The organism is Metabacillus flavus, assembly GCF_018283675.1.
GTDB lineage: Bacteria > Bacillota > Bacilli > Bacillales > Bacillaceae > Metabacillus_B > Metabacillus_B flavus.
In genome coordinates, this window is record NZ_JAGVRK010000001.1 from 1406993 (window position 1) to 1419796 (window position 12804).

At 42.4% G+C, this 12804-nt stretch carries 12 protein-coding genes; 8 read left to right on the forward strand and 4 right to left on the reverse strand.

What is annotated here, in order from left to right; all coding sequences use genetic code 11:
- Positions 1-9 precede the first annotated feature (9 nt).
- The 3 genes from J9317_RS07270 (at position 10) to J9317_RS07280 (ending at position 2153) form a co-directional block, all read left to right on the forward strand.
- Entirely contained in the window at positions 10-546 is a 537-nt protein-coding gene (locus tag J9317_RS07270; RefSeq protein ID WP_211557441.1) for a 1,2-dihydroxy-3-keto-5-methylthiopentene dioxygenase, read from the forward strand.
- Between the two features lie 428 nt (positions 547-974).
- The gene (gene cbpA, locus J9317_RS07275; protein ID WP_211557443.1) at positions 975-1631 is read left to right on the forward strand and encodes a cyclic di-AMP binding protein CbpA; all 657 of its coding nucleotides are present in this window, start codon (positions 975-977) and stop codon (positions 1629-1631) included.
- A 261-nt stretch (positions 1632-1892) separates the two neighbouring features.
- Positions 1893-2153, forward strand: a complete 261-nt coding sequence (locus tag J9317_RS07280; RefSeq protein WP_211557445.1) for an aspartyl-phosphate phosphatase Spo0E family protein — start codon at positions 1893-1895, stop codon at positions 2151-2153.
- A gap of 43 nt (positions 2154-2196) precedes the next feature.
- Here J9317_RS07280 and J9317_RS07285 read toward each other — a convergent pair whose 3' ends face one another.
- Complete coding sequence (locus tag J9317_RS07285) at positions 2197-2928, reverse strand: ZIP family metal transporter (protein WP_211557447.1); 732 nt, start codon at positions 2926-2928, stop codon at positions 2197-2199.
- Between the two features lie 251 nt (positions 2929-3179).
- Between J9317_RS07285 and J9317_RS07290 the strand changes: the two genes are divergently transcribed.
- From J9317_RS07290 to J9317_RS07300, 3 genes are all read left to right on the forward strand, one after another.
- Positions 3180-4127, forward strand: a complete 948-nt coding sequence (locus tag J9317_RS07290) for an aldo/keto reductase family protein (protein WP_211557449.1) — start codon at positions 3180-3182, stop codon at positions 4125-4127.
- Positions 4128-4141: 14 nt separating this feature from the next.
- A complete protein-coding gene (locus J9317_RS07295) occupies positions 4142-5125 on the forward strand; it encodes a phosphotransferase enzyme family protein (RefSeq protein ID WP_211557457.1) in 984 nt (327 codons plus the stop codon).
- 96 nt (positions 5126-5221) lie between these two features.
- Entirely contained in the window at positions 5222-5659 is a 438-nt protein-coding gene (locus J9317_RS07300) for a MarR family winged helix-turn-helix transcriptional regulator (protein ID WP_211557464.1), read from the forward strand.
- 40 nt (positions 5660-5699) lie between these two features.
- On the opposite strand, the gene motB is transcribed toward J9317_RS07300, so the two are convergent.
- Together motB and motA are read right to left on the reverse strand one after the other, a co-directional pair.
- Positions 5700-6461: a flagellar motor protein MotB gene (gene motB, locus J9317_RS07305; RefSeq protein ID WP_211557466.1), complete on the reverse strand. Its 762-nt coding sequence runs from the start codon at positions 6459-6461 to the stop codon at positions 5700-5702.
- Positions 6454-7245, reverse strand: a complete 792-nt coding sequence (gene motA / locus J9317_RS07310) for a flagellar motor stator protein MotA (RefSeq protein WP_211557467.1) — start codon at positions 7243-7245, stop codon at positions 6454-6456. Before motA ends, motB begins: the two co-directional genes overlap by 8 nt.
- Before the next feature lie 200 nt (positions 7246-7445).
- On the opposite strand from motA, the gene J9317_RS07315 reads away from it, so the two are divergent.
- Positions 7446-9140 carry a M3 family oligoendopeptidase gene (locus J9317_RS07315; protein WP_211557468.1) on the forward strand — a complete coding sequence of 565 codons (1695 nt, stop codon included), beginning with the start codon at positions 7446-7448 and terminating at the stop codon, positions 9138-9140.
- A 286-nt stretch (positions 9141-9426) separates the two neighbouring features.
- Here the strand turns inward: J9317_RS07315 and J9317_RS07320 are convergent, their stop codons facing one another.
- Positions 9427-11565, reverse strand: coding sequence for an ATP-dependent Clp protease ATP-binding subunit (locus tag J9317_RS07320; RefSeq protein ID WP_211557469.1), 2139 nt, complete (start codon positions 11563-11565; stop codon positions 9427-9429).
- A 193-nt stretch (positions 11566-11758) separates the two neighbouring features.
- Between J9317_RS07320 and J9317_RS07325 the strand changes: the two genes are divergently transcribed.
- A complete protein-coding gene (locus tag J9317_RS07325; protein WP_211557474.1) occupies positions 11759-12796 on the forward strand; it encodes a YkvI family membrane protein in 1038 nt (345 codons plus the stop codon).
- Positions 12797-12804 lie beyond the last annotated feature (8 nt).

Sequence of the window (12804 nt, forward strand, 5' to 3'; positions counted from 1 at the left end):
GGAAAAGCAATGGCATCGATTTATTTTCAAGGTACAGGCGAAAGAATTAGCGATCAGGACCAAGTCGCAGCATTTTTAGAAAAGCAAGAAGTCATTTACGAAAACTGGGATATTCAAAAGCTTCCAGGACATTTAGAGGAAAAGTATGATTTGTCTGATGAAGAAAAAGAAGAAATCCTGCAAGTATTCAAAACAGAAATAGAGGATATCTCCAAAAGACGCGGCTATCAGGCACAGGATATCATTTCACTCTCTGACAAAACCCCTAATCTTGATGAGCTGCTGAAAAACTTCCAGCAGGAACACCATCATACAGATGATGAAGTTAGATTTATTGTCAGCGGGCATGGGGTATTTATCATACAGGCAAAAGACGGCTCATTCTTCAATGTTGAGCTAGTTCCCGGTGATTTGATTTCCGTCCCTGAAAATATCCGACACTATTTTACACTTCAGGAAGACCGTAAAGTTGTAGCGGTAAGAATTTTCGTTACAAAAGAGGGCTGGGTGCCGATTTACGATAAAGAGGAATTGGGAGCAAAATAAGAGAGAAACGGGGGAGTGCCTCCGTTTCTTTTTTTGGTTAGCAAGGTTAAACCTGGCTGTTGATTTCCATGGGGGGCCAAAGTGCCTAGTGGTTTACTTTACATAGTGGTACCTGCCCTTACTCAGCTGGTAGAGACCGGAATTTGTAAGTCCCATTTTTTCTGTCCAATGGGGCATGGAATTAAGCCGTTCACGCATTAATTTACCCCTACGCCCGTCTAAGAATCTGGCTATCCATCTTTTCACCAAGCCGCATACATAAAATAATTCAAGATTGTATTTAACAAACAGCGTTTTACGGGATTAGATTCATAAACTTAAAGGTAAAAAGATAATGACTGAAAAATCATAATTTTCTTTACTTATTACCCCCTTAAGTGTAAAATTCTCTAAAATCCTTATCAGTCTACTTTACTAGGAGGGCTATGATGAAAATTCGTTATAATTATGTGGAAAAAGAAAAGGTAAAATATTGCGAGGCTTCAAGTACTGTAAAAGAAGCATATGATCAATTGAAGAAAACCGGATACAGAAGCATTCCGGTTCTAGATGAAAGCGGGAAAAAATTTGCCGGTTTGATCTACAAGGTTACCCTCCTTGAATATTATCATGAACAGGATGGAAAAGATGAAGATTCAATCACGTCACTCATTAAAGATCAGGATGCTTTTATTTCTGAGGAAGAATCATTTATCAAAGCGTTTTTAACGATAAAAAGGCTGCCATTTCTTGCGGTTATTAATGATGAACAGGAATTTGCAGGAATCATGACCCATGCAAATATTATGAATGTACTGGAGGACTCTTTCGGTATGAAGACAGGCGGATATTTAATGACTGTCGCAACGAAGGAGCACAAGGGAGCCATCAAGGAATTGGTAAGCACAGTAAAGGACGTTAATATAGAGGGAATGCTAACCTTGGATAATGGGGATTATTTGCGCAGAATTGTCTTAAATCTATCGCATGAATTGACGGAGAAGAAGCTGAATAAGATTATCAGCAAGCTGGAAGAAAAGGATTTCCGCGTCACCTTTATTGATGATGTTCATAAAGAAAAGGCTGCCGCAGGTAAAGGAAAGTAAGTTTTATAGGAAATATCGGGCTTGAGGATGCGGTTCCTCAAGCTCTTTTATTTTGGCTGTTTTTTCTGTTTCTGCAATTATATATTTTTTTATAAAAAAATGGTTTAAGCTGTTCCCAAAATGGGAACAAAATAATAAAATCTAAATATTAACAATTATGTAACATATTTATATATGATTCGGCAAATTTTTCTCTAGGAATTTACAAAATTAGGTTTTTAAAATACCCAGCTTTTTTAAATCCTATGAGGAGGAGAAAATGTGATTGAACAAGTGCAAAAAGAAGAATTAATTACTAAAATAAATGCTAAAAGAGAGGAAATGATTTCTGCTGCTGAATCCAAAAGCTACACGAGCAGCGAAGTCGTTAAATACAGTCAGGAATTGGACGAGCTATTGAATCAATTTCAGCAGCTTGAGTGGGAGGAACACAGGACCGCCACACCCTTTTCGAAGCTGGTCACCCGAGTGGCCAAGTGGGGATTTGCATCAGAGTCGCAGCAGGCTGCTGCAGAGCATTAAAAAACAAGACTGGAGACAATAAGTTTCCAGTCTTGTTTGCATTTTAGAAGGCCTCAATCAGCATAAGCATCATGACAATTCCGGTAATAAAGGCGTAGGTTGCTGTCCGTTCATTTCCGTCTCCATGGCTTTCCGGAATCAGCTCTTTATAGATGATGAACAGCATAGCACCTGCTGCGAATGAAAGCCCGTATGGTACGAGTGTATTTACATAATTGGTTAAATAATAGCCAAGCATTGAAGTTACAATTTCGACTGCCCCGGTGGCTGTTGCAATAAGAAATGCTTTCATTCTGCCGATATTCTGACTGATCAGAAATAAGGCGACTAAAAAACCTTCCGGTGCATTTTGAAAACCAATTGCAAAAGCGATCAGATTCCCCGTATCGCTTGCATCAGCCGCATAGCTCACACCAACGGATAAGCCTTCAGGAAGATTGTGCAGAGTAATGGCTGCGATGATCAGGAGTGCTTTCTCATCAAATTGTATCCCGCTTCTCGAGTGCTCAAGATCAATATGAGGAATCTGTTTCTCCAATATTGTAAGAATTAATACCCCTAACAATAATCCCGCCACGACCGGCAGCATTCCCCCGATTTTTAATGCTTCAGGAATGAGGCTGACCATGGAAGCGGTCATCATGATCCCGGCTGAGAACGCCAGCAGGATATCTCGCCATTTATGCGTCAATGTATTTTTTAAAAATAATATAGGTACGGCGCCCAATCCAGTTGATAGGGCAGATAGAATGCTACCGGTATAGACGTCGTTCATGCGGCACCTCGAATTTCTTTCTCTTTTTATTAAAGCTCATTCAAATGTACCACAAACTGCCTGAAAATTGAAAAGTCGGAGCGCTATTACGACAATTTTCCTTAACTGTGCTGAATATGTCGCCATTCGTAAAATGGTTTTCCTCTAAAACTGCTTTACGATGTTGGAAATTTCTGATAAGTTTAGAGTGATTTTAAAGAATTCTGTCAAATACTCTACAAACGTAGATGATTACACACGGGGGGATTGGGATGAATTATAGAAGATTAGGGAGATCCGGGCTGAAGGTATCGGAAATCAGTCTTGGAAGCTGGCTTACATTCGGGCAGACGATTGACGAAAAGTCGGCGGAATTGATTATACATAGAGCATATGAAGCGGGCATTAACTTTTTTGACTGTGCTAATGTTTACGCAAAAGGTATGGCTGAACAGGTTATGGGAAAAGCCCTGAAATCATTTGAAAGAGAATCCTATGTCGTTACAACCAAGGCGTTTTGGCCAGTAGGAGAAGGTCCTAATGACAGGGGCCTTTCAAGAAAGCATATTATGGAGCAAGTGCATTCTTCCCTGAAAAGAATGGACTTGGATTACATCGATGTCTTTTATTGCCACCGGTATGATGCAGAAACCCCTCTTGAAGAAACACTTAGAGCCATTGATGATTTAATCAGACAGGGGAAAATCCTTTATGCTGGTGTAAGTGAATGGTCGGCTGCCCAGCTTCAGGAAGCGGTTCATGTGGCAGACCGTTATTTACTGGAAAGAATTATTGTAAATCAGCCTCAATACAATATGCTCCATCGTGATATTGAAGAAGAAATTATGCCAATCAGCGAAAAGAATGGAATTTCCCAAGTCGTTTGGTCTCCGCTTGCCCAGGGGGTGCTGACAGGAAAGTACATGGAAGGCAAAATTCCAAAGGGCAGCCGCGCCTCCAATGAAGAGGTTAATACGTGGGTTAAGGAAATCTTAAATGACATCATGAACCGGAAAGTATCTATGCTTTCTGAGCTGGCATCAAGTCTGGATATCAGTCTGGCGCAGCTGGCTCTTGCGTGGACTTTAAGGAACCCAAATGTTGCGAGTACGCTTGTTGGAGCTTCTACTCCAGAGCAGATTGAAGAAAATGCCAAAGCATCTGAAGTCATACTCTCGTATGAAATTCTGAATGAAATTGAAAGTATCCTTGCTATTTAAAGAGGGGAATGAAGATGGAACCGTCCGTTCGGAAACAATTTAATGAAGAAATCATTAAGAAGTCTGCTCATTTTTTTGGCGCAGAGAGCGTAAACGCAGCAAAACTGGGGGATGCAGAAAATTTTGTGTATGAAGTACAGTTAAATGGATCCCCCGTTATTCTCAGGATTACCCATTCAAGCCATAGAAGCCTGGAACAGCTTCAGGCTGAAATGGACTGGATCGAATTTTTACATACAAAAAACATTCATGTTTGCCGGCCGATTAGCTCAAATGGGACCAGCATCCATGTCATACCGATCGAATCTGGAACAGAATTTTACTGCTGTTTATTTGAAAAAGCCATTGGCGATCGAATTGCAGCAGACGGTCCCAAATGGAATGAACCGCTGTTTTTCGAATGGGGCAGAACGATCGGTAAAATGCACAACGCTTCTAGTGAATATGAGCCCGCTTCAGGTAAACCCCGCAGACCGCAATGGCACGAAGAAGAACTGCTTGATATCCAGCGATTTGTACCGGATGTATCAGATGAAATTCTTCAGCAGAAGAATAATCTGCTCCAGCAGCTGAGTGTACTTAAGAAAGATCATTTTGGCCTTATCCATTCTGACCTGCATACAGGGAATTTTCATGTTGATAGGGAAGAGCTTTACTTGTTCGACTTTGATGACAGTTCCTATCACTGGTTTGCAAGTGATGTAGCTATTCCCCTTTATTATTATGCCTGGACTATGGAAAGAAATGGGGAACAAAATCCTGAGGAAAAATGCATCCGCTTTTTCAAGGGGTTTATAAAGGGGTATAAAGAGGAAAGGTGCTTTACTGAAGAAATGGCAAAAAGCATTTCTCTCTTCCTAAAATTGAGGGATTTTGTCCTCTACGCTTTTTTTATGAAAAAATTTGGAGCGGGAGAGATTGAAGAGACTTATCAAAATTGGATAGTGCCAATTAAGCACAGGATAGAAGACGATCGCGAAATCATTTCAATAAAGTGAGACGGTTATTAAGTCCGTTCTATTGACTTCACATGAATATTTTACTATGATTTAGTTGGAATTCAAGATTTTCTAACTTTGAAGGATTGATATAACATGAATGAATCAGAACAATCATTAAAGCTCTTTGTTGTTTTATCCCGGGCTTACCGCGCGATTAATGACAGAATGAACAAGCATATTACTTCTTTTGGACTGAACCCGACCGAATTTGGTGTATTGGAGCTGCTTTATCATAAAGGTGACCAGCCCCTTCAGCAAATCGGAGGAAAGATTTTATTAGCCAGCGGAAGTATTACCTATGTAGTGGACAAGCTGGAGCAGAAAGGCTTCCTTGCCCGCAAAGCATGTGATAAAGATCGCAGGGTTACCTACGCCCATATAACCGCTGAGGGAAAAGCTCTCATCGAAGACATATTTCCATCCCACCAGCAGAAAATCGATGATATTATCGGAATTCTTTCAGAAGAAGAAAAAGCACAAGCTATTGAAATGATGAAACGGATCGGTTTTCATGCAAAGGAACAAAAATAAGACTCTCCATTTTTGGAGGGTCTTATTTTTGTGTTTGCCTTTATTTGGCCGGTTCTTTCGAAGCAAGCGGAAGGATAAGTATTTCAACACGCCGGTTTTTCTGTCTTCCATCTGCTGTTTTATTATCCGAGATCGGTTTGAATTCTCCATATCCCTTTGCACTGAACAATTCTGGAGATAGCTCAGGGTTTGTAAGAAGGAGCTTCATAAACTCGACGGCTCTCATTACGCTCAGTTCCCAGTTGGAGTCGAACACAGCATTTTTAATCGGAATATTGTCTGTATGACCGCTGACAATAATACTCCTCGGCGGCTCCATAACAAGGAGCTGGGAAATTTCTTTTGCCAAATCCTCATCTCGTTTCCGCACATAAATGCTGCCTGATTCAAAGAGGATATCATTATTGATGGTAATGAGAAGACCTTCATCGGTCAGCGAGGTCTTCAGTTTAGCATTCAGACCTTTATTGGTGATATACTCATTTATTTTCTTCTCGGCTTCTTTAAGCCTCTCGAGTTCTTGCTTCTGTTCCTGCTGTTCCTTTGGCTCGGCTTTGGTCACATCCAGCTGCTCCATTTCTCCATCCGGCAGCGGACTTGGATATTCCATAATTCCAGTACCGCCTTCAAAGGTGCTGTTGAAAGCCCTGGCCATCATCTGAAATTTGTTCGCATCAATGGAACTCATCGCAAAAAGCACAATGAATAGGGCGAGAAGAAGAGTTAAAAGATCGGCGTATGGAATGAGCCAGGACTCATCCATATGCTCCTCATGCTTTTCTTTTCTCTTCCGCTTAGCCATCTGAATTTTCACCATCCATCTTCAGCTTTACTCTCTCACCAGCAGGAAGATACGTAGCAAGCTTCTGTTCAATAGCTTTTGGTGCCTGTCCTTCCAATACTGACAGAACCCCTTCAATCATGACTTCTCTGATTTTAACTTCCTGGCGGGATTTTCTTTTTAGTTTGTTCGCAAAAGGATGCCATAGCACATACCCGGTATAAATTCCGAGGAGGGTGGCGATGAAAGCTCCTCCAATCGCGTGTCCGAGTTCATCTGTTTTGTCCATATGGGAAAGAGCAGCAATCAGTCCGACTACAGCCCCAAGAACTCCAAGAGTAGGAGCGTATGTACCGGCCTGGGTGAAAATAGCTGCTCCTGAAGCATGCCGGTCTTCCATCGCTTCTATTTCCTCGCTCATCACATCACGAATAAAATCCGCATTCTGTCCGTCAACAGCCATGCTCAATCCGTTTTTAAGAAACATATCATCTACGTCTGAAAGCTTTGCTTCAAGGGCTAGGAGTCCTTCTTTCCTGGCAACTTGTGCCCATTCGGAAAACATGGGAATCAGCTCTTGAATGGATGGTATTTTTCTCTCTTTAAATAAGACCCCGAATAGCTTTGGAACTCTTTTTACTTCGTCAGCCGGAAAAGCTGTTACAACAGCGGCTGCAGTACCGACGATGATGATTAGGATCGCAGCTGGGTTAATCAGTACAGAAAGGTTGACTCCTTTCAGGACCATTCCCACGCCGACTCCGGCAATTCCTAATATGAGACCTATAAGTGTTGTTTTATCCATGATTTCACCAAACCTTTGTACATTCTGTATTCCGGTTTTCTTATAGCACCGGTGCGGGCATGAGCCCTTTGTCTACTTCCTATATCGGATAAATCATGCCAATCTTAATAGGAAAAAGGAAATCATCCTGAGAAGGGATTTTACGTCCGGATGAAGAATAACTGTAAAGCAGGTTATTTCAAAGGAAAGGCAGTGTTACAATGCGTTTTGAACAATACATATACAAAAGACCCGATCTGAATCAAATTCAGACTGAATTTAAGGAAGCCCTCTCTTTATTTAGAGAAGCTGGCAGTTTTGAAGATCAGGATCAGGCAATGAAGAAAATTTATAAAATCAGGAATGCAGCAGATACGATGTCGAACATTTGCTATATCCGCCATTCTATTGATACAAATGATGAATTTTATAAAGCAGAGCAGGATTTCATGGATGAACTTCAGCCGCATATCCAGGCGCTTGTGACTGAGTTTTATGAGGAGCTTGTCCGGTCTAAATACCGTGAAAAATTAGAAGCGCAATGGGGACAGCAGCTTTTTGATCTTGCTGAAACGCAGCTGAAGACCTTTAAGGAAGATGTGCTTGCAGATCTTCAGGAAGAAAACAAGCTGTCCAGTGAGTATACGAAGCTTGTAGCATCAGCGAAAATTGAATTTGACGGAAAAGAATATACCCTTGTGCAGCTTCAGCCCCTGGCAGAATCAACAGACCGCAATTTGCGCAAACGGGCAAGTGAAGCAAAATTTGAATTCTTTTCGAGCCAGGCGGATAAGTTCGACGAAATTTATGACAAGCTTGTGAAAATCCGTACCCGAATTGCTAAGAAGCTTGGCTTCCGTACATTTACTGAGCTGGGATATGCAAGAATGAACCGGATTGATTATAACGCTGAGATGGTCAGTAAATTCAGGAAACAGGTTGAAGAGCATATCGTTCCAATCGCGACAAGCCTTTATGATCGCCAAAAAGAGCGTCTTGGCATGGATGAAATGGTTTATTATGATGAGCCTGTTGAATACACGTCCGGAAATGCGGTTCCGAAAGGAGATCCAGACTGGATTGTGGATAATGGGAAAGAAATGTATAAGGAGCTTTCTCCTGAAACCGATGAATTCTTCCGGTTTATGGCGGATAAAAATCTTCTTGATTTGCTTGCTAAAAAAGGCAAAGCAGGGGGAGGCTACTGTACGTATATTGCCGATTATGAGTCACCATATATTTTCGCTAATTTTAACGGTACATCAGGGGATATTGATGTGCTGACACATGAAGCTGGGCACGCATTCCAGGTGTACATGAGCCGCGGATTTGATGTTGCGGAGTATCAGTGGCCGACACATGAAGCCTGTGAAATCCACTCAATGAGCATGGAGTTTTTTACATGGCCATGGATGGAGCTCTTCTTTAAAGAGGACACAGAAAAATATAAATTTTCTCATTTGAGCGGCGCGCTTAAGTTCATTCCTTATGGAGTTGCAGTCGATGAATTTCAGCATTTCATCTATGAAAATCCAAATGCTTCACCAGCCGAGAGAAACCTTGCGTGGAGAGAGCTGGAAAAGAAATATCTTCCGCACCGGGAATATGAAGACAGCTATTATCTCGAGCAGGGAGGTTTTTGGCAAAAGCAAAGCCATATCTATAATTCTCCCTTCTATTATATTGATTACACCCTTGCCCAAATTTGCGCACTTCAGTATTGGAAACAGCTTCATGAAGACAGAGAGGCGGCTTGGAGCAGTTATTTGAACCTTTGCAGGCAGGGAGGAAGCAAAGCATTCCTCGGTCTTGTAGAAGAAGCTGGCCTGAAATCACCATTTGATGAAGGCACCGTAGAATCAGTAGTCGGAGAAATTACCAAGTGGCTGAACCAAGTGGATGACAAAGCATTATAATAATAAAGGAAAAAGAACAGCCCTCTGAATTGGAGGGCTGTTTGATTTGGCCATGTGAGCTGCTTGCTTTCATCGGGGCGGGCGGTGAGCCTATGCGGCGCAAGCGCCTGCGGGGTCTCAGCTCTCCCGCTGCTCTAAGCTGGAGCCGCGCACCTTCCGCTTCAATCAGCGTAACCCGTAATTATTCAAATTACTTAATAAAAAATGAACCCCCCGGGATGCTCATACGGGGGGTTCATTTTCAATTATTTCCTCTCAGCCGAACTTTTCAAACAGACCTCTATAATTATTTAGATCTTGAAACAGTGATGATCCCGTTTTCAACATTTGCCTGTACGTGGTCCAGTTCATTGTAATCAATGAGCAGGTCTGTAATTTGGTCTTCCAGCTGTTCCTGGATAACCCGGCGAAGCGGACGGGCACCGAATGCAGGGTGATAGCCCAGTTCTGCCAGCCTGTTTTTGGCTTCATCTGAAACGGTCAGCTTCATATTTTTTTCATGCAAGGTTTCTTGAAGCTCTTCAAGCATGAGTTCGACTATTGAAAGCATATGCTTTCTTTCAAGCGATTGAAACTCAATGATTGCATCAAAGCGATTCAGGAATTCTGGCTTAAAGAATGTTCCGAGTGAATCAAGCAGTGTGCTCTCTTTTATAGCTGATGTTGCTTCCGTATCAAATCCTACAGTCATTCGTTTTTCGGAAGTTCCTGCGTTACTGGTCATGATGATGACTGTATCCTTAAAGTTGACCGTGCGCCCATGACTGTCAGTTAAACGCCCGTCTTCCAGGATTTGAAGAAACATGTGCTGGACATCAGGATGGGCTTTTTCAATTTCATCGAGAAGCAGAATGCTGTATGGGTTTCTGCGTACTTTCTCTGTGAGCTGGCCCCCATCATCATGTCCGACATATCCTGGAGGGGAACCGATGATTTTGGATACGGCATGTTTCTCCATATATTCACTCATATCAAGACGAATCATGGAGTCCTTCGTTCCAAACAGTTCTTCTGCCAGGGTTTTGGTCAGCTCAGTTTTCCCTACACCTGTTGGTCCTGCGAAGAGGAAGGAACCGATTGGACGATTTTTGCGTTTCAAGCCGGCCCTGCTTCTGCGTACTGCTTTTGCTACCTTTTGGACCGCTTCTTCCTGGCCGATCACTTTTTTAGCAAGGCTTTCTTCAAGGTTTTTCATTTTGGCCTGTTCGTCTTCCTGAATCTTTCCTACTGGGATACCGGTTTTTTGTTCAATGATCGCCTGGATTTCACTAAGTCCAACATTCATTTTTTCCTGATGATCCTGTTTCTCAAGCTGTTTTTCAAGCAAAATTTCTTCATGGCGGAGCTTTGCCGCAAGTTCATAATTCTCTTCAGCAGCCGCTTTTTCTTTATCTTTTGCAAGCTTGCTGAGCTGATCATGAATATCGGCTTCCTCCACCCGGTCTGCTTTTAAATTCGCTTTTGAACCGGCTTCATCAAGCAAATCAATCGCTTTATCAGGCAGAAAACGATCCTGAATATAGCGGTGTGAAAGGTTTACACAAGCCCGGATGGCTTCATCACTGAATGTAACGCCATGATAGTCTTCATATTTTGATTGAATGCCCTGTAGAATTTCGATTGCTTTATCCAGGGATGGTTCGTGAACCATGACAGGCTGGAAGCGGCGTTCTAAGGCAGCATCTTTTTCAATCTGGCGGTATTCCTTCAATGTCGTCGCACCAATCAGCTGCATTTCACCCCGTGCGAGTGCAGGCTTCAAGATGTTTCCGGCGTCCATAGAGCCTTCCGCAGATCCTGCTCCGACTACTAGGTGAATTTCATCAATAAATAAAATAACGTTTTTACGTAATTGAAGCTCGGCAATGAGTTTTTTCATCCGGTCTTCGAATTGGCCGCGCATGCTCGTATTTGCAACGAGGGATGCTACGTCGAGCAGATATACTTCTTTTTTCAATAGCTTAGAAGGAACTTTCCCTTCAGAAATTTTCAATGCGAGACCTTCAGCTACAGCTGTTTTACCAACCCCAGGTTCACCAATAAGAACCGGATTGTTTTTGTTGCGCCGGTTAAGAATTTCAATAACCCGGTTTACTTCTTCTTCCCGGCCGATGACTGGATCGATTAGCCCTGCTTTTGCAGCATGGGTAAGATTGCGGCCCATTTGATCAAGAAGCCCTCCGCCATTGCGGCCGGATTTTTGATTCTCTGCACCAGGTGTACCTTCATCCTGACTGCCTGCGTTTTTAAAGAACTGATCGAAAGGGAAGGAAGAGAATCCTCCGCCGCTGAAACCGCCGGAAGGAATTTGACTTTCATAATGTGAAAAGCATGTATTGCAGAGCTGTAATTGTTTACGGGCTCCGTTAATTTGAACATTTAGCTGAACGGTTGCCTGATTTTGCTTACAGTTTTGACATTGCATAAAAAAACAACCTCCTTAAAATTTTACTGACTTTGACTATCTTTGACTATTATTATAATTTGACCTTTTTTGACTTTCAAGTATTTTGTTTGAAAAATTTTTTTAGGTTTGCCAATGACTTTAATCCATCTTTCACCTTCTTTTCAAGGAACTTGTCTCATACCTTTAAAAAGAAGGGGAGGGATGGACCGTCATGCTAAATAAAAGCTTTATAGTCGTGCAGATCGCTTTTGTGTATGTAGGAACAGTAGTCGGGGCAGGCTTTGCCACCGGAAAAGAAATTGTTGAATTCTTTACCCGTTTTGGTGCGGCGGGAACCATCGGGATTCTCCTTGCAGGAAGTTTATTTATTCATCTTGGAACAAAGCTGATGGTGATCGCCTCAAGAATCCAAGCTCCCTCCTTTAAAGAAATGAATATCTATTTATTAGGGAGGCATGCAGGGCAAGCAGTAAATGCAGTCATGCTGCTCCTTTTATTTGGGGTAACCTCTGTAATGGTTTCCGGAGCCGGAGCTATATTTGAGGAACGGTTAGGCCTTCCTGCTTCAATTGGGGTGCTGATTAGTATTGTTTTGACACTAATGATTATGGCGAAAGGGCTGCATGGAGTGGTCGGCGTCAATATGCTGGTTGTGCCGATGCTGCTTCTGCTCAGTCTGGTCGTGTTGACCAGCGCTATTACCGAGGGCGGCGCGAATGCTGTTTTTACCGGTATGAGGCTGTTCGATCATGGGTGGGCCGTCTCCTCTGTCTGCTATGCAGCCTATAATCTTGGACTTGCTCAGGCTGTGCTCGTTCCGCTTGCAGCTGAGATCAAAGATGAGGAAGTGTTAAAAAAAGGCGGCAGACTCGGCGGACTGATATTAATGATCATAATGCTCGGAAGCCACTTGGCCCTCCTTTTTGTGCCGGGTGCTGTGAAGTTTGAAGTTCCGATGGCTGAGGTAATGAATACAGTCTTTTCGGCTGCATATTATTTGTACGTTTTAGTTATTTTTGGAGAGGTCCTCACCTCCATTATTGGGAACTTATATGGGATGGAACGCCTGCTTTCTCAATTTATCCGTGTTCCCAGAATGGGTATGATTGCTATCATTCTGGCCGTTTGTTTTTTCTTGAGTTTTATAGGCTATGGTAAATTAATTTCTGCCATCTATCCTGTCATTGGCTACATAAGCCTTTTATTTCTGGGGGCACTGCTTCTGAAAAAGAAACCAGGGAGAGGATGATTTTATGT

Excerpts from the sequence above, each read along its gene's own strand:
- J9317_RS07270 (WP_211557441.1), top strand. The coding sequence starts at position 10 with ATGGCATCGATTTATTTTCAAGGTACAGGCGAAAGAATTAGCGATCAG.
- cbpA (WP_211557443.1), top strand. The coding sequence starts at position 975 with ATGAAAATTCGTTATAATTATGTGGAAAAAGAAAAGGTAAAATATTGC.
- J9317_RS07285 (WP_211557447.1), bottom strand. The coding sequence starts at position 2,928 with ATGAACGACGTCTATACCGGTAGCATTCTATCTGCCCTATCAACTGGA.
- J9317_RS07290 (WP_211557449.1), top strand. The coding sequence starts at position 3,180 with ATGAATTATAGAAGATTAGGGAGATCCGGGCTGAAGGTATCGGAAATC.
- J9317_RS07295 (WP_211557457.1), top strand. The coding sequence starts at position 4,142 with ATGGAACCGTCCGTTCGGAAACAATTTAATGAAGAAATCATTAAGAAG.
- J9317_RS07300 (WP_211557464.1), top strand. The coding sequence starts at position 5,222 with ATGAATGAATCAGAACAATCATTAAAGCTCTTTGTTGTTTTATCCCGG.
- motB (WP_211557466.1), bottom strand. The coding sequence starts at position 6,461 with ATGGCTAAGCGGAAGAGAAAAGAAAAGCATGAGGAGCATATGGATGAG.
- motA (WP_211557467.1), bottom strand. The coding sequence starts at position 7,245 with ATGGATAAAACAACACTTATAGGTCTCATATTAGGAATTGCCGGAGTC.
- J9317_RS07315 (WP_211557468.1), top strand. The coding sequence starts at position 7,446 with ATGCGTTTTGAACAATACATATACAAAAGACCCGATCTGAATCAAATT.
- J9317_RS07320 (WP_211557469.1), bottom strand. The coding sequence starts at position 11,565 with ATGCAATGTCAAAACTGTAAGCAAAATCAGGCAACCGTTCAGCTAAAT.
- J9317_RS07325 (WP_211557474.1), top strand. The coding sequence starts at position 11,759 with ATGCTAAATAAAAGCTTTATAGTCGTGCAGATCGCTTTTGTGTATGTA.